This window comes from Flavobacterium alkalisoli, assembly GCF_008000935.1.
GTDB lineage: Bacteria > Bacteroidota > Bacteroidia > Flavobacteriales > Flavobacteriaceae > Flavobacterium > Flavobacterium alkalisoli.
The window spans coordinates 638,911-664,027 of sequence record NZ_CP042831.1; the positions used below are offsets into that span (position 1 = coordinate 638,911).

At 38.5% G+C, this 25,117-nt stretch carries 25 protein-coding genes and 1 tRNA gene; 23 read left to right on the top strand and 3 right to left on the bottom strand.

The genetic code is table 11. The features are described from left to right. The first annotated feature begins 2 nt into the window (after nt 1-2). From FUA48_RS02660 to FUA48_RS02715, 12 genes are all read left to right on the top strand, one after another. Nucleotides 3-539, top strand: coding sequence for an NADH-quinone oxidoreductase subunit C (locus FUA48_RS02660; RefSeq protein ID WP_129752219.1), 537 nt, complete (start codon nt 3-5; stop codon nt 537-539). Between the two features lie 13 nt (nt 540-552). Next, the gene (locus tag FUA48_RS02665; protein WP_147581991.1) at nt 553-1,788 is read left to right on the top strand and encodes an NADH-quinone oxidoreductase subunit D; all 1,236 of its coding nucleotides are present in this window, start codon (nt 553-555) and stop codon (nt 1,786-1,788) included. Between the two features lie 5 nt (nt 1,789-1,793). Beyond that, the gene (locus tag FUA48_RS02670; protein ID WP_129752221.1) at nt 1,794-2,318 is read left to right on the top strand and encodes an NADH-quinone oxidoreductase subunit NuoE family protein; all 525 of its coding nucleotides are present in this window, start codon (nt 1,794-1,796) and stop codon (nt 2,316-2,318) included. Nucleotides 2,319-2,342: 24 nt separating this feature from the next. Next, entirely contained in the window at nt 2,343-3,710 is a 1,368-nt protein-coding gene (gene nuoF / locus FUA48_RS02675) for an NADH-quinone oxidoreductase subunit NuoF (RefSeq protein ID WP_147581992.1), read from the top strand. A 98-nt stretch (nt 3,711-3,808) separates the two neighbouring features. Next, the gene (locus FUA48_RS02680; protein ID WP_129752223.1) at nt 3,809-4,852 is read left to right on the top strand and encodes a 2Fe-2S iron-sulfur cluster-binding protein; all 1,044 of its coding nucleotides are present in this window, start codon (nt 3,809-3,811) and stop codon (nt 4,850-4,852) included. A gap of 2 nt (nt 4,853-4,854) precedes the next feature. Next, complete coding sequence (nuoH, locus tag FUA48_RS02685) at nt 4,855-5,886, top strand: NADH-quinone oxidoreductase subunit NuoH (protein ID WP_129752224.1); 1,032 nt, start codon at nt 4,855-4,857, stop codon at nt 5,884-5,886. Between the two features lie 58 nt (nt 5,887-5,944). Continuing rightward, nucleotides 5,945-6,490 carry a NuoI/complex I 23 kDa subunit family protein gene (locus FUA48_RS02690; protein WP_147581993.1) on the top strand — a complete coding sequence of 182 codons (546 nt, stop codon included), beginning with the start codon at nt 5,945-5,947 and terminating at the stop codon, nt 6,488-6,490. Nucleotide 6,491: 1 nt separating this feature from the next. Further along, complete coding sequence (locus FUA48_RS02695; protein ID WP_165357705.1) at nt 6,492-6,998, top strand: NADH-quinone oxidoreductase subunit J family protein; 507 nt, start codon at nt 6,492-6,494, stop codon at nt 6,996-6,998. Between the two features lies 1 nt (nt 6,999). Next, nucleotides 7,000-7,320 (top strand): NADH-quinone oxidoreductase subunit NuoK, encoded by a 321-nt coding sequence (gene nuoK, locus FUA48_RS02700; RefSeq protein ID WP_129752227.1) that lies wholly within the window; start codon nt 7,000-7,002, stop codon nt 7,318-7,320. Between the two features lie 6 nt (nt 7,321-7,326). Continuing rightward, complete coding sequence (nuoL, locus tag FUA48_RS02705; protein ID WP_147581994.1) at nt 7,327-9,210, top strand: NADH-quinone oxidoreductase subunit L; 1,884 nt, start codon at nt 7,327-7,329, stop codon at nt 9,208-9,210. 10 nt (nt 9,211-9,220) lie between these two features. After that, nucleotides 9,221-10,663, top strand: coding sequence for a complex I subunit 4 family protein (locus FUA48_RS02710; protein ID WP_147581995.1), 1,443 nt, complete (start codon nt 9,221-9,223; stop codon nt 10,661-10,663). A gap of 12 nt (nt 10,664-10,675) precedes the next feature. Beyond that, nucleotides 10,676-12,046 carry an NADH-quinone oxidoreductase subunit N gene (locus FUA48_RS02715; protein WP_147581996.1) on the top strand — a complete coding sequence of 457 codons (1,371 nt, stop codon included), beginning with the start codon at nt 10,676-10,678 and terminating at the stop codon, nt 12,044-12,046. A gap of 61 nt (nt 12,047-12,107) precedes the next feature. Here FUA48_RS02715 and FUA48_RS02720 read toward each other — a convergent pair whose 3' ends face one another. Continuing rightward, entirely contained in the window at nt 12,108-12,860 is a 753-nt protein-coding gene (locus FUA48_RS02720; protein WP_147581997.1) for an SDR family NAD(P)-dependent oxidoreductase, read from the bottom strand. Nucleotides 12,861-13,003: 143 nt separating this feature from the next. Here FUA48_RS02720 and FUA48_RS02725 point away from each other — a divergent pair, with 143 nt between their 5' ends. From FUA48_RS02725 to FUA48_RS02740, 4 genes are all read left to right on the top strand, one after another. Continuing rightward, nucleotides 13,004-14,284 carry a Y-family DNA polymerase gene (locus FUA48_RS02725; protein ID WP_147581998.1) on the top strand — a complete coding sequence of 427 codons (1,281 nt, stop codon included), beginning with the start codon at nt 13,004-13,006 and terminating at the stop codon, nt 14,282-14,284. Next, entirely contained in the window at nt 14,265-14,714 is a 450-nt protein-coding gene (locus tag FUA48_RS02730; RefSeq protein ID WP_147581999.1) for a LexA family protein, read from the top strand. The genes FUA48_RS02725 and FUA48_RS02730 overlap by 20 nt, the downstream gene beginning before the upstream one ends. A 329-nt stretch (nt 14,715-15,043) precedes the next feature. Then, nucleotides 15,044-15,499, top strand: a complete 456-nt coding sequence (locus tag FUA48_RS02735) for a DUF4279 domain-containing protein (protein ID WP_147582000.1) — start codon at nt 15,044-15,046, stop codon at nt 15,497-15,499. A 146-nt stretch (nt 15,500-15,645) separates the two neighbouring features. Further along, nucleotides 15,646-16,272 (top strand): hypothetical protein, encoded by a 627-nt coding sequence (locus tag FUA48_RS02740; RefSeq protein WP_147582001.1) that lies wholly within the window; start codon nt 15,646-15,648, stop codon nt 16,270-16,272. Nucleotides 16,273-16,570: 298 nt separating this feature from the next. Here FUA48_RS02740 and FUA48_RS02750 read toward each other — a convergent pair. Continuing rightward, nucleotides 16,571-16,650, bottom strand: a tRNA-Leu gene (locus tag FUA48_RS02750). Between the two features lie 154 nt (nt 16,651-16,804). On the opposite strand from FUA48_RS02750, the gene FUA48_RS02755 reads away from it, so the two are divergent. From FUA48_RS02755 to FUA48_RS02770, 4 genes are all read left to right on the top strand, one after another. Then, nucleotides 16,805-17,746 carry a ribose-phosphate pyrophosphokinase gene (locus FUA48_RS02755; RefSeq protein WP_147582002.1) on the top strand — a complete coding sequence of 314 codons (942 nt, stop codon included), beginning with the start codon at nt 16,805-16,807 and terminating at the stop codon, nt 17,744-17,746. Nucleotides 17,747-17,772: 26 nt separating this feature from the next. Then, nucleotides 17,773-18,378 (top strand): 50S ribosomal protein L25/general stress protein Ctc, encoded by a 606-nt coding sequence (locus tag FUA48_RS02760; protein WP_129752235.1) that lies wholly within the window; start codon nt 17,773-17,775, stop codon nt 18,376-18,378. A 78-nt stretch (nt 18,379-18,456) separates the two neighbouring features. After that, nucleotides 18,457-19,080 carry an aminoacyl-tRNA hydrolase gene (gene pth / locus FUA48_RS02765; protein WP_147582003.1) on the top strand — a complete coding sequence of 208 codons (624 nt, stop codon included), beginning with the start codon at nt 18,457-18,459 and terminating at the stop codon, nt 19,078-19,080. A 77-nt stretch (nt 19,081-19,157) separates the two neighbouring features. Beyond that, nucleotides 19,158-19,652 carry a hypothetical protein gene (locus FUA48_RS02770; protein WP_147582004.1) on the top strand — a complete coding sequence of 165 codons (495 nt, stop codon included), beginning with the start codon at nt 19,158-19,160 and terminating at the stop codon, nt 19,650-19,652. Nucleotides 19,653-19,696: 44 nt separating this feature from the next. On the opposite strand, the gene FUA48_RS02775 is transcribed toward FUA48_RS02770, so the two are convergent. Continuing rightward, entirely contained in the window at nt 19,697-21,958 is a 2,262-nt protein-coding gene (locus tag FUA48_RS02775; RefSeq protein ID WP_147582005.1) for a zinc-dependent metalloprotease, read from the bottom strand. A 193-nt stretch (nt 21,959-22,151) separates the two neighbouring features. Between FUA48_RS02775 and FUA48_RS02780 the strand changes: the two genes are divergently transcribed. From FUA48_RS02780 to FUA48_RS02790, 3 genes are all read left to right on the top strand, one after another. Then, on the top strand, nt 22,152-23,087 hold the full coding sequence (locus FUA48_RS02780; protein WP_147582006.1) for a bifunctional riboflavin kinase/FAD synthetase: 936 nt from the start codon (nt 22,152-22,154) through the stop codon (nt 23,085-23,087). Continuing rightward, nucleotides 23,084-24,421, top strand: a complete 1,338-nt coding sequence (locus FUA48_RS02785) for an HTTM domain-containing protein (RefSeq protein ID WP_147582007.1) — start codon at nt 23,084-23,086, stop codon at nt 24,419-24,421. Before FUA48_RS02780 ends, FUA48_RS02785 begins: the two co-directional genes overlap by 4 nt. Before the next feature lie 186 nt (nt 24,422-24,607). Beyond that, nucleotides 24,608-25,072 (top strand): hypothetical protein, encoded by a 465-nt coding sequence (locus tag FUA48_RS02790; protein ID WP_147582008.1) that lies wholly within the window; start codon nt 24,608-24,610, stop codon nt 25,070-25,072. The last annotated feature ends 45 nt before the right edge of the window (nt 25,073-25,117 follow it).

Below are 25,117 nucleotides of genomic sequence, written 5' to 3' on the forward strand. Positions count from 1 at the left end.
TAATGGCTTTAGAAACATCTGTTATACAGGACAAGCTTACAGCAAAATTTGGTGACAATGTAACCGGATTTATCCAGCAAAAAGATATATTTTCCTTTGAAGTTGCCTCTGATTCCATGAACGAGGTAATGCGTTTTCTAAAAGAAGACGACGTTTTACGCTTCAACTTCCTAACCGACATTTGCGGCGTGCACTACCCTGACTCTGAAAAAGAGAGGCAGTTTGCTGTGGTATACCACATGCACAACTGGATGGATAACGTGCGCATCAGGTTTAAATGCTTCTTAAACGGCGACAACCCTGAGATAGAAACAGCTACCAACCTGTTTTTAGGCGCTAACTGGCAGGAGCGTGAAACGTATGATTTTTACGGCATTATATTTAAAGGTCATCCGCAGCTTAAAAGGATACTTAATATGGACGAAATGGAATCGTTCCCAATGAGAAAAGAGTTCCCTCTTGAAGATGGTGGCCGTACCGATAAGGACGACCGTTTCTTTGGTAGGACTCCGGATAATGCTAATAATAACCTGAAATAATTTTTGATATAAAATGTCAGACCTGTTATTACCACCAGAACACCGCTACGCCAAACAGATTGAGGAAAGGCGCAATGAAGATGGCAGCGAACTATCTGTGCTTAACCTTGGGCCTACGCACCCTGCTACCCACGGTATTTTCCAAAACATCCTGTTAATGGATGGCGAAAGGATACTGGATGGCGAAGGTACTGTAGGGTACATTCACCGTGCATTTGAAAAAATTGCAGAAAACAGGCCGTTTTACCAAATCACTCCGCTAACAGACAGGATGAACTACTGCTCTGCTCCTATTAATAATATGGGATGGTGGATGACGCTGGAAAAGGCTCTTGATATAGAAGTTCCTAAAAGAGTACAGTACCTTAGGGTAATTATAATGGAGCTGGCACGTATTGCAGACCACATTATATGTAACTCGGTACTTGGTGTAGATACCGGTGCGCTTACAGGTTTCTTATACGTTTTCCAGTACAGGGAAAAAATATACGAGATATACGAAGAGATTTGCGGTGCCCGCCTTACAACCAATATGGGTCGTATAGGTGGATTTGAAAGAGACTGGAGTCCTGCCGCTTTCAGAAAGATAAACGAATTCCTTGAGGAATTCCCTGCTATCTGGACAGAATTTGAAAACCTGCTTACCCGTAACAGGATTTTTATGGACCGTACCATTAATGTAGGCCCTATTTCTGCAGAAAAAGCAATGAGCTATGGTTTTACAGGCCCTAACCTAAGGGCTGCGGGCATTGACTATGATGTTCGTGTTATGACACCATACAGCTCTTATGAAGATTTCGAATTTAATGTACCGGTAGGTAAATCAGGAGATACATACGACAGGTTCTGTGTGCGTAATGCAGAAGTCTGGGAAAGTTTGAGCATTATCCGTCAGGCTTTAGAGAAGCTTCCGGAAGGCCCTTACCATGCTAATGTACCGGATTACTACCTGCCTCCTAAAGAAGATGTTTACAACAACATGGAGGCACTTATATACCACTTTAAGATTGTTATGGGTGAAGTGCCTGTACCAAAAACTGAAGTATACCACGCAGTGGAAGGCGGTAACGGAGAACTTGGTTTCTACCTTATTACCGACGGAAGCCGTACACCATACAGATTACATTTCAGAAGGCCGTGCTTTATATATTACCAGGCCTTTAATGATATGGTTAGAGGACAAATGCTTTCTGATGCAATCGCAACACTATCAAGCCTCAATGTAATTGCAGGCGAATTAGACGCTTAATGACTATGGAGATTTCAAACGCAAAACAGGTTATAAATATAGATGCGAAACTAACGGAGCGCATCAACGAATTATTAAGCCACTACCCTGCCGATAAGAAAAAATCGGCTTTGCTTCCGGTACTTCACGAGGTACAGGATGCTCACGATAACTGGCTGAGCATAGAGCTTCAGGACAAGGTTGCCGAAATACTGGAAATTAAACCTATCGAGGTTTATGAGGTGGTTTCGTTTTACACCATGTTTAATCAAAAGCCTATAGGCAAGTACATGTTTGAATTTTGCAGAACATCCTGCTGTGCAATTCGCGGTGCCGAAAACCTTATGGACTACACTTGTGAAAAGTTAGGCATTAAGGAGGGCGAAACAACTCCGGACGGTATGTTTACCGTAGTGGGTGTTGAGTGCCTTGGCGCTTGTGGTTATGCACCAATGATGCAGCTGGGAGATTACTATAAAGAACATCTTACTAAAGAAAAAGTAGATGAGATTATAGAGGATTGCAGGAACGGCAAAGTTAATTTACACTAATAAGGACCATTATACCAAGTAACAATGGCTAGAAAAATATTATTAGAACACGCAAACATACCGGGTATTAAAACCTACGAAGTGTATCGCCAAAACGGGGGGTACCGCTCTGTAGAGAAAGCTATAAAAAGCATGACTCCGGATGAAGTTGTGGAAGAAGTTAAAACTTCAGGACTTAGAGGACGCGGAGGGGCAGGTTTCCCTACCGGTATGAAATGGAGTTTTATTGACAAAAAATCAGGAAAGCCAAGACACCTTGTGTGCAATGCGGATGAGTCGGAGCCGGGAACTTTTAAAGACCGTTTCCTTATGGAGTATATCCCTCACCTGCTTATTGAAGGTATGATCACTTCAAGTTATGCACTGGGCTGTAACCTTTCTTACATCTACATTCGTGGAGAATATATGTGGGTGTACCGCATATTGGAAAACGCAATTAAAGAAGCCTATGCTGCAGGATGGCTGGGTAAAAATATATTAGGTTCTGGTTACGACCTTGACCTGCACGTACACTGTGGTGCCGGAGCATATATATGTGGTGAGGAAACTGCCCTTATAGAATCGCTTGAAGGTAAAAGAGGTAACCCGAGAATTAAGCCACCGTTCCCTGCGGTAAGTGGTTTATGGGCAAACCCTACAGTGGTAAACAATGTTGAATCTATTGCAGCAGTACCCTGGATTGTAAACAATACCGGAGAAGAATATGCTAAAATAGGTATTGGCAGATCTACAGGAACAAAACTAATCTCTGCTTCAGGTCACATTAAAAACCCTGGTGTATACGAAATAGAACTTGGCCTTAGCGTAGATGAGTTTATGAACTCGGACGAATACCTTGGAGGTATGATGGACGACAGGCCGTTAAAAGCATTAGTGCCGGGAGGTTCATCAGTGCCAATTCTTCCTGCTCACCTTATTTATAAGAATGCAGAAGGAGGTGACCGTTTAATGTCTTATGAGTCATTAAGCGAAGGTGGATTCCAGTCTGGCTCTATGCTTGGTTCAGGTGGTTTTATCGTTTATAACGACACTACCTGTATCGTTCGCAACACATGGAACTTCTCCCGTTTTTACCACCACGAAAGCTGCGGACAGTGTTCGCCTTGCCGTGAAGGTACAGGATGGATGGAGAAAGTACTTCACAGAATTGAAACAGGCCACGGCCGTGAAGAAGATATTGAACTGCTATGGGATATCCAGAGAAAAATTGAAGGCAATACCATTTGCCCTCTTGGAGATGCAGCAGCATGGCCGGTAGCGGCAGCTATACGCCACTTTAGGGAGGAGTTTGAATATCACGTTCGTTTCCCAGAAAAAGTTAAGAACAGAGATCACTTTGTTGCCGAGCCTTTTGATAAGGTAAGACACCTGGTAGCAAAGCAGGAAATATAGGCCCCTCCCGGCCTCCCCAAAGGGAGGAGAGAGGCACAACGTAAGTAAAATTTAATTACCCGAGTTCCCCCGTTGGGGGTTTAGGGGGCTTAATAATTATGAAAGTAACAATAGACGGTCAGGAAATAAATGTAGAACCGGGGACCACCATCCTGCAGGCTGCAAGAATGATAGGCGGCGAATCTGTACCGCCGGCAATGTGCTACTACTCTAAACTAAAAGGTAGCGGTGGTAAATGCCGTTGCTGTTTAGTAGAGGTTTCTAAAGGTAGTGAAGCCGACCCAAGACCAATGCCAAAACTAATGGCATCGTGTGTAACAGGTGTTATGGATGGTATGGAGGTAAAAAGTATCTCATCTGAAAGAGTGCTTGATGCCAGAAAATCGGTTACCGAATTCCTATTAATAAACCACCCGCTTGACTGCCCTATTTGCGACCAGGCAGGTGAATGTGATTTACAGAACCTTAGCTTTAAGCACGGATCTGCTAAAACACGCTATATAGAAGACAGAAGAAGGTTTGAACCGGAAAACATTGGTGACAAGATACAGCTTCACATGAACCGTTGTATACTTTGCTACCGTTGTGTAATGACTGCCGACCAACTTACAGATAACAGGGTTCACGGTGTGGTAAACCGAGGAGATCATTCTCAAATCTCTACCTGTATCTCAAAAGCTATAGACAATGAGTTCTCAGGAAACATGATAGATGTTTGTCCTGTAGGAGCACTTACTGATAAAACTTTCCGTTTTAAGCAAAGGGTATGGTTTAACAAACCGTTCAATGCACACAGAAACTGTGATAAATGCTGTGGTAAAACTACCCTATGGATGTTTGGTAACGAAATACAAAGGGTTACTGCACGTAAAGATGAATACCACGAAGTGGAAGAATTTATCTGTAACGAGTGCCGTTTTGACCATAAAGATGTAAACGACTGGGTAATTGAAGGGCCTAGGAAGTTTGAAAAAGATTCTGTTATCAACCAGAACAACTACACAAGAAACATTGAGCCTGTTAAGATTGATACAGAGAAAAACATACTGCTAGGAAGGGATCAGGACAGAAAGAAAATCAGTATGCCGGCAGTGCCTCTTAAAGAAGGCGAAGTAAAGGTTTTTAAAGAAGGTAACGTATAGATATGGAACAGTCAATAATAATTGAAAAAAGCATTTTTATTGTTGTAATATTTGCCATTACCATGCTTATGGCAATGTATGCCACACTGGCCGAAAGGAAAGTTGCTGCATGGTTACAGGACCGTATAGGCCCTAACCGTGCCGGTAAAGGTGGTATACTACAACCCTTGGCCGATGGTTTAAAACTATTTGCCAAAGAAGAGTTTTTCCCTAACACACCAAACAAGTTCCTATTCGTTGCGGGTCCTGCCATTTCAATGAGTACGGCTTTAATGACGAGTGCTGTTATCCCTTGGGGAGATAAGCTTCATTTATTTGGTCGTGACATTATCCTTCAGGCTACCGATATCAATGTTGCCATGCTTTACATCTTCGGGGTACTTTCTGTAGGTGTTTATGGTATTATGATTGGAGGATGGGCTTCTAACAACAAATTCTCACTAATGAGTGCCATGCGTGCTTCTTCCCAAATGATTTCTTATGAGGTTGCCATGGGTCTTGCTATCATCGCTCTTATCATGATGACAGGAACTCTTAGCTTGAGAGAGATTTCGGCTCAACAGGCCGGTATGAACTGGAACGTATTCTACCAACCGGTAGGTTTCCTTATATTCCTAGTATGTTCGTTTGCAGAAACTAACCGTACGCCGTTTGACCTTGCTGAGTGTGAGGCCGAGCTTATAGGTGGTTACCATACTGAATATTCGTCAATGAAAATGGGCTTTTACCTGTTTGCAGAATATGCGAGTATGTTTATTTCCTCTACTATTCTTGCCGTACTTTATTTTGGTGGCTACAACTACCCTGGTATAGAATGGGCTACAGAGAATTGGGGTGTAAACGCTGCTAACATAATAGGCATAGGGGTACTGTTTGCTAAAATATGCTTCTTCATATTCTTCTATATGTGGGTGCGTTGGACAATACCAAGATTCCGTTATGACCAGTTAATGCGTTTAGGATGGCAAATGCTTATTCCGCTTGCCATAGCTAATATTATAATTACAGGGATTGTTATTTTGCTTACTCAGTAAGCCTTGAAAAGTATCTAAATGAATGCCTCCTGTAAAGGACGGATTAAAAAAATATAAAATGTCAATAGAAACCATATCATTATCGGGTAGAAAAAAAGAGGTTTCCAACAAAAAGATGACTTTTTGGGAAAGCCTTTATCTTGTGGCGATAGTAAAAGGATTATTTATCACCATCCGACATTTATTTAAAAGAAAAGTAACCATTAAGTACCCTGAACAAACCAGGGAGCTTAGTCCGGTATACAGGGGTCAGCACATGCTTATGCGTGATGAGGAAGGAAGAGAGCGTTGTACAGCTTGTGGTCTTTGTGCGCTTTCATGTCCTGCAGAGGCTATCACTATGAAAGCTGAAGAAAGGAAACCGGATGAAATGCACCTTTACAGAGAAGAGAAATATGCATCTATCTATGAAATTAATATGCTTAGATGTATTTTTTGCGGACTGTGTGAAGAGGCGTGCCCTAAACAGGCTATTTACCTTACTAAGTCGAGAGTTATGGTAAAACCTGACAGCGACAGGGAAGAATTCATCTACGGAAAAGATAAACTGGTTATGCCTCTTGACATGGCTATTAAGAACACTCAAATGAAAACGGCTAATTAATATGTTAACAACATTATTTTATATTTTATCGGCCATTACACTAGCAACAGCGTTTTTGACTATTCTTAGCAAAAACCCTATTCACAGTGCTATTTACCTTGTACTTTGCTTTTTCTCTATAGCAGGGCATTACTTAATGTTTAATGCGCAGTTCTTAGCTATTGTACATATTATCGTTTACTCCGGAGCTATTATGATATTAATGCTCTTTACCATAATGCTCATGAACCTCAATAAGGAAGATGAACAGAACAAGTCGGCACTCACGCGAATAGCAGCCGTATTGTCTTTCTGCCTTGTGGCGTTCGTACTTTTAGCAACTTTTGTTAAGGCACAGCCGGTAATAAACGAGTATAAGGTTTCAGGACAGGATTACCAGTCTATTAAAGTACTGGGTCAGGTATTATTAAACGAGTACATGGTTCCGTTTGAGTTTGCTTCGGTATTACTTCTTGTATCTATGATTGGAGCCGTATTATTGTCTAAAAAAGAACACATAAACAGCTAGTATGGAAAATATTTTACAACAGATAGGTATTGAGAACTACATTTATCTTTCTACACTGCTATTTTGTGTGGGGGCATTTGGGGTTCTTTACAGAAGGAATGCAATCGTGATGTTCATGTCTATAGAAATTATGCTTAATGCAGTTAACCTGCTATTAGTTGCTTTTTCTACTTACCATCAGGATGCTGCCGGACAGGTATTTGTATTTTTCTCTATGGCCGTTGCCGCAGCAGAGGTTGCCGTAGGACTAGCTATTCTTGTAGCTATTTACAGGAACCTGAACAATATTGATATCGATAGTTTAAAAAAATTAAAAGGATAACGCCTAATGGATACTAAGTTGGCATTACTACTACTTTTCGCCCCTTTTATTGGGTTTTTGATTAACATATTTCTAGGGAAAAAATCAAGCGGTAACCTGCCGGGCATACGGGGTACAGTTGCTGTGGCTATATCATTTGCCGTAACGCTTTATTTCTTTTTACAGGTAAGCAGCACAAAAGAGGCTGTTATGGTAGACCTGTTTCAATGGATGAAGCTGGCAAACTTTGATGTACACTTTGCATTTCAGTTGGATCAGCTTTCTTTACTTTGGCTAATGTTTGTTACCGGTATCGGTACACTTATCCACGTATACTCTATCAGCTACATGCATGATGACGAGAACATCCACAAATTCTTTGCTTACCTAAACCTTTTCGTATTCTTTATGATTACCCTTGTAATGGGTAACAACCTACTGATTATGTTTATTGGTTGGGAAGGTGTTGGTTTATGCTCTTACCTGCTTATCGGTTTCTGGTACAAAAATCAGGATTACAACGATGCGGCTAAAAAGGCATTTATCATGAACCGTATAGGTGACCTTGGTTTCCTTATAGGTATATTTATTATTGGTTATTTATTCCACTCACTGGATTATACAGATATCAGAACTGTTATAGAAACAGGTTCTCATCATATAGACCCAACATGGTTATCAATTGCTGCACTTTGTTTATTTATAGGTGCTTGTGGTAAGAGTGCACAAATTCCTCTTTACACATGGTTACCGGATGCGATGGCGGGACCTACACCTGTTTCGGCACTTATCCACGCTGCAACGATGGTAACAGCAGGTATCTTTATGATTACAAGATTAAACTATGTATTTGATCTTGCTCCCGAAATACAAAACATTATTGCAATTGTAGGTGCTGTAACATCACTTATTGCAGCTTCTATAGGACTTGTACAAAACGATATTAAGAAGGTACTTGCCTACTCTACCGTATCTCAGCTTGGTTTAATGTTCCTTGCTTTAGGATTAGGTGCTTATGAGATTGCTGTTTTCCACGTAATAACACACGCATTCTTTAAAGCATGTTTATTCCTTGGTTCAGGTTCTGTAATTCACGCTATGCACGGCGAGCAGGATATGCGTTACATGGGTGGCCTTCGTAAGGTTATGAAAGTTACTTTTATTACTTTCCTTATCTCTACCCTTGCTATTTCAGGTTTACCTCCATTTGCAGGATTCTTCTCGAAAGATGAGATTTTGATGACAGCTTTCCACCACAATAAACCGTTATGGGTTATTGGGTCTGTAGCATCAATAATGACAGCATTCTATATGTTCCGTTTGTTATACCTTACTTTCTACAAAGACTTTAGGGGAACTGAAGAGCAAAAGAAACACTTACACGAGTCTCCGGGACTTATAACTTTCCCTCTTATCGTGCTTGCTGTATTAGCAGCTGTAGGTGGGGCAATAAGTCTACCGGGTAACAGTTGGTTAAACGAATACCTTGCTCCTGTAATTACAAGACATGCTGAGCATCACCACATGGGTACTACAGAGTATATGCTAATGGCAGTAGCTATAGTAGGTGCATTAATAGGTATAGGATTAGCATACGCTAAATATATCAAACAGTCTGCTGTACCGGGTCAGGACAGCGAGATTACAGGTTTTGCCAAAGTACTTTACAATAAATTTTATGTTGACGAGATATACACTGCATTAATAGTTAAACCTATTTATGCACTGGGCAGCTTCTTTAAGAATGTTACCGAAGTGGCCATTTCAGGATTTATTTTTGGTCTTGGAAAACTTGCCAACGTATTAGGTGCAGAAGGCAAAACACTACAGAACGGAAGCATTGGTTTTTACCTGTTTGCTTTTGTACTGGGTATATGTTCAATAATCGTTTATATTTTTTTAGCTAAATAATTCATACCTGATGGACGTATTAATTATACTTATCACTTTACTTATTGGAGCTGCAGCAACTTATTTTGCAGGCGATAAACTGGCTTCAAAAGTTGCCGCATTTTTTAGCTTAGCAGCTTTCGGATTAACATTATACATAAGCTACTTACAAAGCAATGGTGTAGAAGTGGGATATACACGCCCATGGATAAGAGTACCTAACATCCAGTTTAGCTTTCTGGCCGATGGGCTGTCGCTTACTATGGTATTGCTTACCACAGCATTGGCTCCGATAATAATACTTTCAACATTTAAAAAAGTACAAAATAAGGCGAAGTCTTTCTACGGTCTTATAATGCTTATGGTTTTTGCTATGGCAGGAACTTTTTTAAGCGGTGACGGACTTTTATACTATATTTTCTGGGAACTTTCATTAATCCCAATTTACTTTATTGCCCTTATATGGGGTGGTGGTGAAGCCGAAGCAAGAAAAAAGGATGTGGTTAAATTCTTTATCTACACTTTTGCAGGTTCACTGTTCATGCTTGTGGCATTTGTATACCTGTACCAAAAAACAGGATCTTTCCTAAACTATACTTTCTTAAGATTACAACTTAACGGTACTGAGCAGTTTTGGATCTTCTTTGCATTCTTTATTGCTTATGCTATTAAGATTCCTATTATACCATTCCATACATGGCAGGCAAACGTATACCAAAAAGCACCTACAGCAGGTACTATGCTTTTATCGGGTATTATGCTTAAAATGGCAATTTACAGTATTATAAGATGGCAGTTGCCAATAGCTCCGGCTCCGGCAAAAGAATATATGTATCCGCTAATCGCATTATGTATTGCTGGTGTTATATATGGCTCTATACTGGCTTTAAAACAACAGGATCTTAAAAAGCTTCTTGCCTATTCATCCCTTGCACACGTTGGACTTATTGCGGCCGGTGTTTACACACTTACAATTGATGGTCTTAGAGGTGCAGTATTGCAAATGGTAGCTCACGGTTTTGTAGTGGTAGGACTTTTTTATGCTGCAGAAATAATTCAAAGAAGATATAATACAACCGAAATAAGTGAAATGGGTGGTATAAGGGTACAAACCCCACGATTTACCTCTATGTTCATGATACTGGTACTTGCTTCTGTAGCGCTACCGTCTACCTTTAACTTTGTTGGTGAGTTTGAAGTACTTTACAGCCTTGCGCAAACTAATATATGGTTTGCTATACTGGGGGGTACTACCATCATACTAGGTGCATTTTACATGCTTAAAATGTTCCAGCAGGTTATGCTTGGAGAGCAAAACACAAAAGTATTTGCCGATGTAACTTTTGGCGAAGGCTTTGTATTTGTGCTGATAATAGGTGTGCTGTTGTTCTTTGGTTTATACCCTAAACCAATTGTAAACTTTGTATCGCCTGTACTTGAGAATATAATATTACATATAAAAACATCTAATTAAGCCCGATAAGAAATGACTACATTAATAGCTATTGCAGGATTAGGGATTATATGCCTTATAGCTGAAATTTTCAATCTGAGAAAAGCCATTGTCCCGGTAAGTATCATCGGATTGCTTGCTATATTGGGCCTTAACGTAACAGAATTAAACCTGGTAGGAAACACTTACTACAATAACATGATTGTAGAGAATAACTATTCAAGAATATTTTCTGCCCTGTTTATCGTGCTTACTACTTTCCTGGTTGCCCTTAGCCCGGAATTTCATAAAAATCATAAAACTAAAATATCAGATTTTGTTGCCATAAAACTATTCCTTCTTGCAGGTGCTGTTGCTATGGTATCGTTTGGTAACCTTGCCATGTTCTTCCTTGGAATAGAAATCCTATCTATTTCCCTGTATGTACTTGCTGCAAGTGAGCCTAGAAATGTAAGCAGTAATGAGGCGGGTATGAAATACTTCCTTATGGGATCGTTTGCTTCTGGTGTTATTCTTTTTGGAATTGCATTAATATATGGTGCAACAGGGTCTTTTGATGTAGATACAATTTACAATACAGTAAGCGCTGGTAATATTCCCGGATGGTTCTTTATCGGTATCGTTTTACTTACTATAGGTTTACTATTTAAAATAGCCGCTGTACCTTTCCATTTTTGGGCACCGGATGTATATGAAGGATCTCCTGCTCTTACAACAGCTACCATGAGTACACTTGCAAAAGTAGCGGCAATGGCTGCATTTTTCAAGCTAATGAAAGGCCTTAACCACGAAGTACCGGGTACTTATGTAACTATTATCATAATTGTATCGGCACTATCTATGTTTGTAGGTAACCTTATGGCATTAAAACAAAGTAATGTTAAACGTATGCTTGCGTTTTCAGGTATTTCACATGCCGGTTTTATGCTAATGGTTTTCCTGAGCCCTCCTACAACCACAGGTGTACTGTTTTACTACGCTGCCGCTTACGGCCTGGCAGGTATAGCTGCCTTTGCTGTAGTATTAAGTGTTTGCGGAAATAAAGGAAACGAAGAAATATACAATTTTAACGGATTAGGAAAAACCCACCCATTAATGGCTGCCGTATTAACGTGTTCGCTTCTATCAATGGCTGGTATCCCTATTTTCTCAGGATTCTTTGCAAAATTCTTCCTATTTGGTGAAGTGCTAAGAGCAGGACAGGTAGCAATCGTAATAATTGCAGTGGTAAACTCTATTATAAGTGTAGGTTACTACTTTAAACTAATACTGGCAATGTATACAAAAGACAGTACAGAAGAAAAACAGACTGTACCTTTTGCTTACAGTGTGGTAGCAGTAATTGCTATTTTATTAAACATTGCACTGGGCATATACCCTGATTTGGTTTTAAAATATCTATAATAAAATAAAACAACAAAAAAGCCCTTCATACTGAAGGGCTTTTTTGTTTTATGCGTTGATTTTATATTGCAGTATAACCTCCATCGGCAATTATATAGCTTCCGGTAGTGAATGACGATTTATCAGAACTAAGAAAAGTAACCAAATCGGCAATCTCCTGTGGTGTTCCTAATCTGTTCATCGTACTTTTTGCAGCAACCGCTTCCATCATTTCCTTATTAAGATGGTCAGTAAGTAACGGCGTTTCTATATATCCGGGGCCAACGGCATTACAACGTATATTTTTCTGTCCGTATTCTGCTGCGATATTTTTTGTAAGCCCCACAACACCGTGCTTAGAAGCAGTATAGGCAGGACTGTTTGGTGCTGCTACAGTACCGTGAATAGAAGCAATATTGACTATACTTCCTCCTCCGTTTTTCATCATCTGTTCAATCTGATAACGGCAGGCATAAAATACACCGCTAAGATTTAGGCCAATAACCTTATCCCAGGCATCAATATCATACTCTCCCGTTGGTGCAGCAGGACCACCTATACCCGCATTATTGCATGCAATATCCAGTCTGCCGTATTTAGATACTATTGCTTCAACAAGTTTCTTGTTATCCTCAGCTTTAGAGGAATCGGCCTTAATAAAAAAAGCCTCTCCCCCGGCTTTCTTAATATGGTTTACAGTTTCTTCTCCATGCGCCTCATTAATATCGGCTATTACCACTTTAGCACCTTCCTGTGCATACGTCTCTGCTATGGCTCGTCCTATTCCGGATCCACCTCCGGAAACAACAGCCACTTTGTTATTTAATAATGACATATTATAATGTTTTAATTGTCCAATAAATTTACGAAGCAAATCACTGGAAAGCACCACTATACGGGCAGTTTATCCTTTCTTTAACATCAACTCAAACTATAAGATTATTTTCTTATATAAGATTATTTTCATACATTTGCTTTATGTATGCCCTTATAGACTGTAATAACTTTTATGTATCCTGCGAAAGGGCCTTTCAGCCTAAGTATCAGGACAGGCCGGTTGTTGTACTTTCCAATAACGACGGCTGTATTATATCGCGCAGTGAAGAGGCAAAAGCAATGGGTGTACCAATGGCAGCTCCCGAGTTTAAAGTACGCGATTTACTCAGGGAACATAATGTAAAGGTGTTTTCGTCTAACTATCCCTTATATGGAGACCTTAGCGAAAGGGTAATGAAAATAATGGAACTTTTTACCCCTAATGTAGAAGTGTATAGTATTGATGAGGCCTTTCTTGATTTTAACGGTATTACTATTGAAAACCACAACAACTACGGGCAGCAAATTCGCGAAACCGTAGCCAAATGGATTGGCTTGCCCATTTGTGTAGGGTTTGCCCCTACAAAAACACTGTCTAAAGCCGCAAAAAGGATAGCCAAAAAATTTCAGGATAAAACGGGAGGGGTTTATGTTATAGATACCGACGAAAAACGAATTAAGGCGTTAAAGTGGCTAAAGATTGAAGATGTATGGGGAATTGGCTACCGAACCGTAAAAAAGCTAAAGGCAAAAAAAGTAAATACTGCCTTAGACTTTACCGAACCTCATCTGGAGGCATGGATAAGAAAAGAAATGGGAGTGACCGGGCTACGCATTAAATATGAACTGGAGGGCAAACCCGCTATAGGCGACGGACAGGTTCCTGAAGTGAGAAGGAGCATAGCTACAACACGAACTTTCCCGAAACAGATATCGGACTTTGACCTTTTACGGGAACGCATTACAACTTTTGCAATGGTTACCGCCGAAAAGCTTAGAAAACAGCAAAGCTGTTGTCATACCATAATCGTTACACTGGTAGCCGATAAACACAAACTGAATAACCCAAAATACTATTACAGCAGGGCAGCCTTACTGCCATTTGCTTCGCAATCTGGTATTACAATAAGTAATGCGGCGGTAACACTTTTAAAAAGTATGCTGGCAGAAACAGAATCGGTAATATTTAAAAAGGCAGGGGTTATAGTAACCGACCTTATACCGGAAAATACACGACAATTTAATTTGTTTATTGACGAAAACCCAAGACACATGGCGCTTATGAAAGCCATGGACAACATAAATACCAAAATGGGCGACAGGATACTGAGACTGGCATCGCAGGCAAAAAAAACCTGGGATATGAAACAGGAAATGCTCTCTCCCCGATATACCACAAACTTTAATGAAATACTACAGATAAATGTTGATAGCAAGCAATAAATACAGGGCGCTTAATATATATGCTCCCGATATGGAAAGCAAAAGCCCCCTACCCTATATATCACACGGAGTTTCGGCGGGATTTCCGTCTCCTGCACAGGATTTTATGGAAACCAAGATTGATCTTAACAGGGAGCTCAGTAAAAATCCGTTAAGTACCTTTTACATCAGGGTATCGGGTAACTCTATGATAGATGCAGGCATAAACAATGCCGACATACTGGTTGTAGACCGCAGCATGGAGCCTTCAAACGGAAAAATAGCCGTTTGCCTGGTAGATGGCGAATTCACCGTTAAAAGACTGGTAACAGATACTGATTGCCTGTATCTAATGCCTGAAAATAAAGCTTATACCCCAATAAAAATTACCGAAAACAATCAGTTTGTAGTATGGGGCATAGTGACCTATGTGATAAAGAAAGTAGCTTAGCCATTTGCATAGCTTACATAAACAAACCTTTCTGATAATGCTTTTATAATCCTTTCATAATCCATTAATCTTTACTTTTGTAGCATCTAACTTATACGAAAATAATATATTAGACGTAATTTAACGAAATGTGGTTACAGGTGTTCTTTCACGAAATAAAAATGAATAGTTTCGTGAAAAAATAATACTTGGTTTAACAATGCTGAAATATCAGACATTGAAAAAAATATTGACAACACAGTATAAGCGTAATAGGAGCAAATTGCTTAATCGAAAAGTTCAGGCTAACCCTCAAAAAAAAACTTATTGTATAATAACTTATATATTAAATGGCATACCAGAAACTAACATATGCTGGGACAGAATGCAACAACTACTTGTATTTTTCCTTTTATGCGGAAGTCTTTGACACAAATCTCGTGACTACGGAATTGGGCATAGAACCGACCTCGGTGAAGATAAAAAAACATCCTGTGCCAATATCCACTTCATGGAAATATCAAATAGAGGTAGGAAGCGAGATAGATTTAGAAACTCCATTAGAACAACTTGTTGGCATTTTCGAATGTAAGGTGGATGCAATTAACCGACTCAAGGAAAAACTGCAGTTATCAACAAGAATTCAGTTCGTAATATACATAGACATAAATCCAGATTCATCAACACCATACTTTGGACTGAATAAAAGAACAATTGACTTTCTGGGAAAGACAGGAACAGAAGTTGACTTTGATCTTTATAAGACAGATACGATTGGACTTTTGGATAAGATGGATGAAGAATAACTCCATATAACACGTGTTTTACTCCAAGCGGATTAACCTTCGGATTTGGAATTTAAGCTTCTAATGAACTTTAATAATAACTGAAAATACTCTACCTCTAGCTCCCTTAATCTCACCAAGCGACGGGATTGTTGTGAATCATCTTAATGAAAGACCTGCTAAACATAATAATTGCCGAAAGACAGACTCTTCTACGTGGACTAACAATATCTTTTTTACTTATTTTTCCATTCACGTTCTTACCAACAATTATTAATAACGGCTGGGCTCTACAGCCAATTATTCAAAGAGTTCCATACTCGTCACTTTATGCTTTTGGTTTTTCATTAATAGTGGTAATTGCTTCGGTGCTTCATAATTACAATAACCTTGTTGACAGAAAAAGAATATTTGACAAACCAGCTTTCAAAAAACTTGACTTTTATGGGCGACTTTGTGGTATGGGAAGTATCGTAAATGAACTTGAAACATTCCTTTTGGGTAAAGTTGACAAATACTACTACAGACTGAATATCATTGACCCTGACCTAAAAAAATTTAAAGTTGAAATTATTCCATTAATTGACTTTACAAAAAATGAAAACCTGAAAGTAATACTGAAAAAGGAATATAATTTTAGGGAAGATTTACTAGTGGGACAACTTATAAACCTTACAGAGCAAGATCTTGAAAATGAAAATTTACTTTTGGACAGGTTATTAATTTTAGACAAAATCTTAACTGAATTGCGTACGGTTTCACTTGACATAAATGAATATGATCTTGACGAATAAAAAACAAACCGAACTACAACATGGGTTTGAGTAAGGCGGCTACCTGGTAACAGATACTAACTGACTCCAGGTGATTCCCAAAAATAAAGCCTATACCCCCATAAAAATTACCGAAAACAATCAGTTTATAGTATGGGGCATAGTGACCTATGTTATAAAGAAAGTAGCCTAAGTATTTGCTATCTCCTGTAAACAACTTATACTAGAAAACAATAATAGGATTTGGTTAATAAGCTGCAAAAGAAGAAATTTTCAGTATAAAAATAAAAAACCCACCAGCAAAAGCTAATGGGTTTTGTACCTGGAGTGGGAATCGAACCCACACACCGTAGTACACGAGTTTGAGTCGTGCGCGTCTACCAATTCCGCCATCCAGGCATTTTCCTCAGTAAATGTGGGTGCAAATGTAAAAAATTATTCCAATGTAAGATAAAAATAACCCAAAAAAACTTCCAGAGTTCAATTAAATTCCTAAATTTGCACCTCGTTTAGAGAAACAACACACTAAATAACTACAAAACAAGTATTTAAGATGTCATACGTAGAGCCGGAAGCTAAGATATTTTCATGTTCTAACAGTGAATACCTGGCAGAAAAAATCGCTAAAAGTTATGGAACTGAATTAGGAAAAATTACTTTTTCACAATACAGTGACGGTGAGTTTCAGCCATCATTCGAAGAGTCTATAAGAGGACTTCGCGTTTTCCTTGTATGCTCTACATTCCCAAGTTCAGACAACTTAATGGAATTATTGCTAATGATTGATGCTGCAAAAAGAGCTTCTGCAAGACACATTACAGCAGTAATACCTTATTTTGGATGGGCAAGACAGGACAGAAAAGACAAACCAAGGGTTCCCATAGGAGCTAAGCTTGTTGCTAAGCTTCTTGAATCGGCAGGTGCTACAAGAATTATGACCATGGATCTTCATGCAGACCAGATTCAGGGCTTTTTCGAAAAACCGGTAGACCACCTGTTTGCTTCTACAATATTCTTACCATACGTTAAGAGTCTTAACCTTGAAAACCTAACAATTGCGTCTCCGGACATGGGTGGATCTAAAAGGGCTTACGCATACTCTAAATTCTTAGGATCTGACGTAGTTATCTGCTACAAACAGAGAAAAGAGGCTAACGTTATCGAAACTATGGAGGTTATTGGTGATGTTAGAGGACGTAACATTATCCTTGTTGACGACATGGTTGACACAGGAGGTACACTTACAAAAGCTGCCGACATGATGATGGAAAGAGGTGCATTAAGCGTAAGAGCTATATGTACACACGCTATACTATCGGGTAATGCTTATGAGAAAATCGAAAACTCTCAGCTTCTTGAGCTGATTGTTACAGATAGTATTCCGCTTAAAAAAGAGAGCAGCAAAATACGTGTAGTAACATGTGCTGACCTGTTTGCTGATGTAATGCACAAAGTACACAGCAACAACTCTATAAGCGGTAAATTTTTAATGTAATTTTTTATTAATTAATATATTTCAAAATGAAATCAATTACGATCAAAGGATCTGAAAGAGAAAGCGTGGGTAAAGCGGCAACGCGTACGGCACGTAATGCTGGAATGGTTCCTTGCGTGTTATACGGAGGAGATCAGCCAGTACACTTTACTGCAGACGAAAAAGGATTTAAAAACCTGGTTTACACTCCAAACGTACACACTGTGGTAATTGAACTTGCCGGTAAAACTTACAACGCTATCCTACAGGATATACAGTTTCACCCGGTATCTGACAAAATTTTACACATTGACTTCTATCAGTTAAATGCTGAGAAAGAAATCACTATGGAAGTTCCTGTAAAAGTTGTTGGTAACTCTAAAGGTGTTATGGCTGGTGGTGTTTTACGTCTTAACCAACGTAAACTTAAAGTTAGAGCTTTACCTGCTAACCTTCCTGACTTTGTTGAGGCTAACATTACAAACCTTGAAATGGGTAACAAACTTTATGTTACTGAGGTACCTGCAGACAACTTCAAATTACTTCACCCGGACAACACTGTTGTTGCACAGGTAAGAATTTCACGTGCTGCTATGAAAGCTGCTCAGGAAGCTGCAAAAGCTGCAAAAGATGCAGGAAAGAAGAAAAAATAATTTCTTTTTCAATTATACAGAAAGCGTCCTTTACGGGACGCTTTTTTTATTTAAGGCAAAGTTGCCTATTTTTGAAGCATGAAATGGCTTACAAATCTCTTTAAACAAAACAAGACAGCTGAGAGTATCGACCCCATGAAAAAATATCTTATAGCAGGCCTGGGCAATATAGGTGCCGAATATGTAAATACACGCCACAACATTGGCTTTAAAGTAGTAGACCGACTGGCACAACAGGAAGGTGTACAATTTGAAACAGCAAAACTGGGTGCTATTGCCGAAGTAAAAATAAAAGGAAGGACACTTATCCTTTTAAAGCCTAACACCTACATGAACCTGAGCGGTAAAGCCATAAAATACTGGCTGGAAAAAGAGAACATACCGAAGGAAAACCTGCTTGTGGTTACCGATGACCTAAACCTTGCTTTTGGCACCATAAGGATTAAGGCAAAAGGAAGTGACGGAGGCCATAACGGACTTAAAAACACTCAACTGCTACTTAACTCTAACGAGTATGCACGCTTTCGTTTCGGCATAAGCGATGAGTTTAAAAAAGGCCAGCAGGTAGACTATGTTTTAGGCGAATGGAGCGAGGAAGAAAAAGCTAAACTTCCGGAAAGACTTGACATGGCATCAGAAGCTATTAAGTCATTTGCTTTGGCAGGACTAAACAATACCATGAATACTTTTAATGGTAAATAAATTATAAACAGGCTACCGCTTTAATCTTTAATATGTAATTTGGCTTAAAGTTTGTTTTTACAATTAAAAAACACAGTATGAAAAAAATTATCCTATCAATAGCATTTGTAACAGCATTAGCATCTTGCGGGAGCCAGAATACGGTTTTAAAATCAGGAAACTACAATCTTGAAAGCAACTGCCCTACTCAGGGAACATGTTTGTTTGAAGTGCTTAAAGACAGTAGTCTTGTGTACAAACAAAACGGGGCAGGTAAACTGTATTATGAATCTCAGGCACAGGAAGGCAAAAGTATTTTAAAGTACACCTACACCAAAACACCTAACCAACAGGCTCAGGATGATTTTTACAGAGAAGAAGTAATTATTGAAACAACAAGTGATGTAGCTTCTTTAAACAGGGATAGTGAAATTAAAATGCTTTTCGGGGTATTTTGCTACTGCAAAGATATCGCAGGTTACCGTGAGGTTAAAGACGGTTATGCAGAATATAAAGACGGAAAAGTTATTATAACACTACCTGACGTTATCCAAAACCAAAAGACAAAGACAATAATAGCAGATATAAAATAAAAAAGAGGCGCTTTATAAGGCGCCTCTTTTATTTATCGTGATTATTACTGAACCACTATCTTCTTAACTTCTTTTCTGCTGCCATCCTGAACAGAAACAAGATAAATTCCGGATTGTACTCCCTGTAAATTTATATCACTAGAGAAAGTTCCTGTATTTGCATAGTTGTTTGACAAAATCTGTCTTCCTCTCATATCATACACAGCTACATTAATATCATTTGCTGTAGCAGAAGTGAATGATATGGTAAAGTTACCATTGTTAGGATTAGGATATAAAGCAAAGCCATTAAGACCAAACTCTTCATTATCTAACAATTCAATAGCAAAAGGAATACTATTAACAGCATAATACACATTGTCTACAGCTCTAACCATTACCCTGCAGTTTTGAGACTCAGGAAGAGTAGTTGGTACCGTAAAAGTTTCAATACCGTCATTTGGTGTATTTTCAATAAACATCTCAAATGTCTGTCCACCATCAGTAGAAAGAAGTATATCAACATTTGTAGTAAACATAGGAGTCTGGTCAGTTCCTGCAACATCCCATGTTATTGTTTCAGTTGTATTAGTTTGCCAAACCTCAGTAAATCCATGCTGAGAAGTTACAGCAAAAGGCCCTATGTCACCTAAAACAACAATCTGTTTATTAATCCTCGCTGTTTGTCCACCATTTGGAACCGCATTATCCCTTACAGTAAGAGCAAAGTTAAGCGTTCTTCCCACGATAGGGATAACCTGCCATTGAGGAGAAAGATTATTATCTAAAACATCTTCAAGAGGAGGGAAATATCTTTCCGGAACATCAACCGGGCTTAAAGACCTGAACATTGGAGCATCATTGGATAAAGGCGATGGAGACCCAACCACAATAGAACCATTTGCATCGGTCTCTTCCCAACAGTAGGTAAGTGCATCACCATCAGCATCAGTAGCAGTAGCCGTCAAAACAAATGCTGTTGCCCTAGGTATATATGTACCCCCCTGAAAACCTATTTCAGGAGCAGCATTATTATTATCTGTCTCTTCTGCACAGTTTATTGAGCTTATAAAAGAAAATACTTCTCCTATACTTACTGCATGAAAATATGCATCAGAATTTTCCTGTACGTCGGCATTTGCACAAATACCGGCATAACCCATAATAGTAGTACCACTACCTGGCTCTACTGCTGTTTGAGCACTACGGTTTCCGTTACAAGAACCCGAATTTCCTCCACTTGCATTAAAAGTATGTCTTGCCGAAAACTGGTGACCCATTTCGTGGCAAACATAATCTACATCATAAGAATCTCCTACAGGATTAGAGCTACCGGTTACACCTCTCGCTTTACTGTTACTGCAAACACAACCTAATTGTGCTATACCTCCACCACCGGTACTTACTACGTGGCCAATATCATAATTTGAAAAACCAATATTCCCATCAATAACACTTTGCACCTCACTTAACAAAGTACTTCCATTTTCGTTAGAAAAAGGATTAGAACCTGAAGTAACAAAAATTACACTCTCATTATTAGGTATAATTTCCATAGTTATGGCAAAATCTTTTTCATAAATACCATTAACTCTTGTCATGGTAACATTCATAGCCGCTAAAACAGCAGCCTTTTTCTCAGCTGTTGTACCGCTGGCAGCTCCCGCCGCAGTAAAGTGGTATTGTGCATAAGTGTAAGTACAAGCCATTGCCAGCCTGTAAGTTCTTAAAACACCATCGTTAGACTGAGTATTTTTTACATTAAATTTCTGACCAAACTCAACTGCATCATCCGCTTCAGCTGTTTCACAGTCAAAAGACCTTCCGCCTGTAAGGCTAGATTTTTTATATAAGATATAATTTTGAAGATCCTTAGTATAAGTATCTATATAATAAGTTCCCTTTGTTGAAAAGGTAATTGTATGTAAACCAAAAATAGTGGTGCTGAAACGAATTGTAGATGTAGGGTTATCAATTCCTTTACCAACATAAGATTGTATTTCAGGATGATTTGAAGCAAGATCAGGATGCATTACTGATGCCTCATAAATCCTGAATCTTTCCAGTTGCCCTTCAAGATTAGGAAAAGAGACAATTACCTGAGATTCACCTGAAAAATTCTTTCTTGACGGAGCAGACGAAAGTACGTTTTTCATCGCTTCAAAATTCAGATGGTACAACTGATATTCAACCGGCATATCAGCACGATCTGTTTTTTCATAAGATACTAAACGCTCTTCTGATGTTTCACTCCATAGATTTGATTGAGAATAGCCCCATGCAGACTGCATGATAACTATCAAAATAATTAATAGCTTTTTTGTCATTGTAATAGTAGTATATTTATCATAGCTGACAAATATACTGATTAATGTTACTAAAAATTAGACTTTTAGCCTCAGAAAAATGTTAATTTCTTATTTTCATCGCTAAAAAACTATATTTTAAAATAAAATCTTCATCATTATTATAATATACCCTCTTCTTATTAAATTTGCTTTATCATAACTCTATTAGCCTTTGAAAATCTTCAATTCAATACAGGAATTTAATACCGATGTACGAACCATTGTAACACTGGGCACTTTTGACGGTGTGCATAAGGGTCATAAAAGCATCCTGGAAAAAATAACCTCGAGCAGTAAAAAAGCGGGATGCGAAAATGTATTACTCACATTTTTTCCTCACCCGCGTATGGTGCTTCAGCAAAACACTGATATCAAGTTACTAAACACCATAAAAGAAAAGGCAATGTTACTGGAAGAGTATGGTATAGATAATCTGATTATCCACCCGTTTGACCATTCTTTTTCACGCCTAACTGCCGAAGAATTTGTAAAAGTCATCCTGGTTGATAAACTTAAAGTGCAAAAGATAATAATTGGCTATGATCATAGATTTGGACGTAACAGGACTGCCAATATAGATGATCTTATTATTTTTGGAAAAGACTACAATTTTGAGGTAGAACAAATATCGGCTCTTGAGATAAACGAAGTATCGGTAAGTTCAACCAAAATAAGAAATGCCTTAAATGCCGGTTATCTGGAAACTGCAAACAGGTATTTAGGGTATCCTTACTTTTTAACGGGAACTGTAGTAAAAGGTAAACAACTTGGCAGAACCATAGGTTTCCCAACAGCAAACATACATATAACCGAAAGTTATAAGCTTATACCCATAAAAGGTGTTTATGTTGTTTCTTCTGAAATTAAAGGACAAAAAGTTTTCGGGATGATGAATATAGGCAATAATCCTACCGTAGGAGGCGTTGCAGAGTCTATAGAAGTACACTTCTTTAATTTTAATGCTGATATATATGATTCTGAAATAAGGGTCAACATACACTACAGGATACGTGACGAAATCAAATTCCCCAGTGTAAACCACCTGAAAGATCAGCTTATGGAAGACCAGAAAATATCACTGGAATATATTTCTCAAAAACTGTCATGAAAAATTACCTTTTCCGGCAAATAGACAATGCCCCTCTTATTGTTTTCAGGATATTCTTCGGGTTCCTGCTCGCCTGCGAAACCTTTGGTGCTATCTTAACCGGATGGGTAAAAGAAAATTTTATAGATGTAGAATTTACATTTTCACATATTGGGCTTGACTGGTTACAGCCTCTGCCGGGAATAGGAATGTATTTTTACTTTTGCCTTATGGGTGTTTTAGGCCTATTGGTTATGGCAGGCTATAAATACAGATGGACATTAGGTGCCTACACCCTACTTTGGGCCGGTGTGTATTTTATGCAAAAAACATCTTACAACAACCATTACTACCTTCTTTTACTGGTTTGTATAATAATGTGGTTTTTGCCGGCCAATACTTATGCCTCGCTAGACGCTAAACAAAAATCTTCTGTCAAAAGCCTTACAATGCCAGCATGGTGTTCGTGGGTTATGATAACTCAGGTAACCATAGTATACTTTTTTGCTACTATAGCAAAATTCTACCCCGGATGGCTTGACGGAACGTTTACTAAAAACCTGCTGGATCGTTCGGTTACAATTCCTGTACTACATGATATTTTTACCCAAAAATGGTTCTACCTTTTTATTGCCTATGCAGGTATAGCATTCGATTTGCTTGTAGTGCCATTGCTCCTGTTTAAAAAAACCAGGACCTGGGCTTTTATCGCTTCACTAATATTCCACCTTTTCAACTCCATAACATTACAAATAGGGATATTTCCGTTTTTTGCCTTAAGTTTTGTAGTATTCTTTTATCCTCCGGAAAAAATAAGAAGCATTTTCTTTAAAAAGAAACCTGTTATTACTGAGGAAATCGCACTAAAAGGCAGTCCTTATAAAACAACACTGTATTATTTTTTTATACCTTATTTAATAGTACAGCTAGCTTTACCGCTAAGGCATCATTTGATAAAAGGCGATGTATTTTGGACTGAAGAGGGCCACCGCCTTAGCTGGCGAATGATGCTTCGCACCCGTAACGGATATACAACCTACAAGGTAGTTGACAAAAAAACAGGTAAACCTATACCTTACAATGTACATACAAAAATGACCCGTAAGCAATATAACAGTATGTGCACTAAACCTGATATGATATGGCAATTTGCCCAACGTATTAAAAAAGAACAGGCACAAAAAGGGATTGACGTAGCTATTTATGCACAAACTGAAGCTGCAGTAAACGGAGCTCCTCTCAAAAAACTTATCAACTCTACAGTAGATTTGGGCGAGGCAGAGTGGCATTATTTCTCCCATTCACCATGGATAATACTCTATGAAGACATGGAATCCGTTCAAAAACAACCTTAATCCTCAATTATAAGAGTCATACTTCTTGTATTAAAATTTTATTAATTCTCTTACTTTTTTGCCTTTTTATAGCTAAATTTCGGAATAAATCGCAATAGACTTTGACTAGCATACTTCCCTCAAAAAGGAGTAATAACAGCCAAAAAAACTGTAACATAATTTATTAACGAATAAAACACAGCAGCTATGAAAGTTTCGAGGATAATAATTAACGGAATCATTATTTTTATCGGTATTGCACTATTTTTCCTTTTAATGGAAATGTTTGGCTTAGGAGATAAGATTTACCTAAGGCTTGTAAATTTTGTATTTGTAATATATGGTGTAAACCGAACTATTAAGCAGGATTATGCCGATCATATTGACGGATATTTTACTAACTTAAGTTCTGCCTTCTTCACGGCATTTACCAGTCTTGTAATAAGCATATTTGCTTTTATTGCGTATGCAGAATATAAAGGAGGTGAAGAGTACATACATACCTTTGCAGAAAACTATATTTTTGGAGGTACACCATCGCTTTACCAGTTTTGTATGGGCTTGTTTATAGAAGGTCTTGCGGCTAGTGCTATAGTATCATTCACATTAATGCAGTTTTGGAAAGATAAGGTTGAAAAAATCAATAAGGTAGACGACCTTAATCATAACTAAGCAAAGTTTAAAGTGTTTTTTCGGTTGTTAAAACGGAATTTGCTA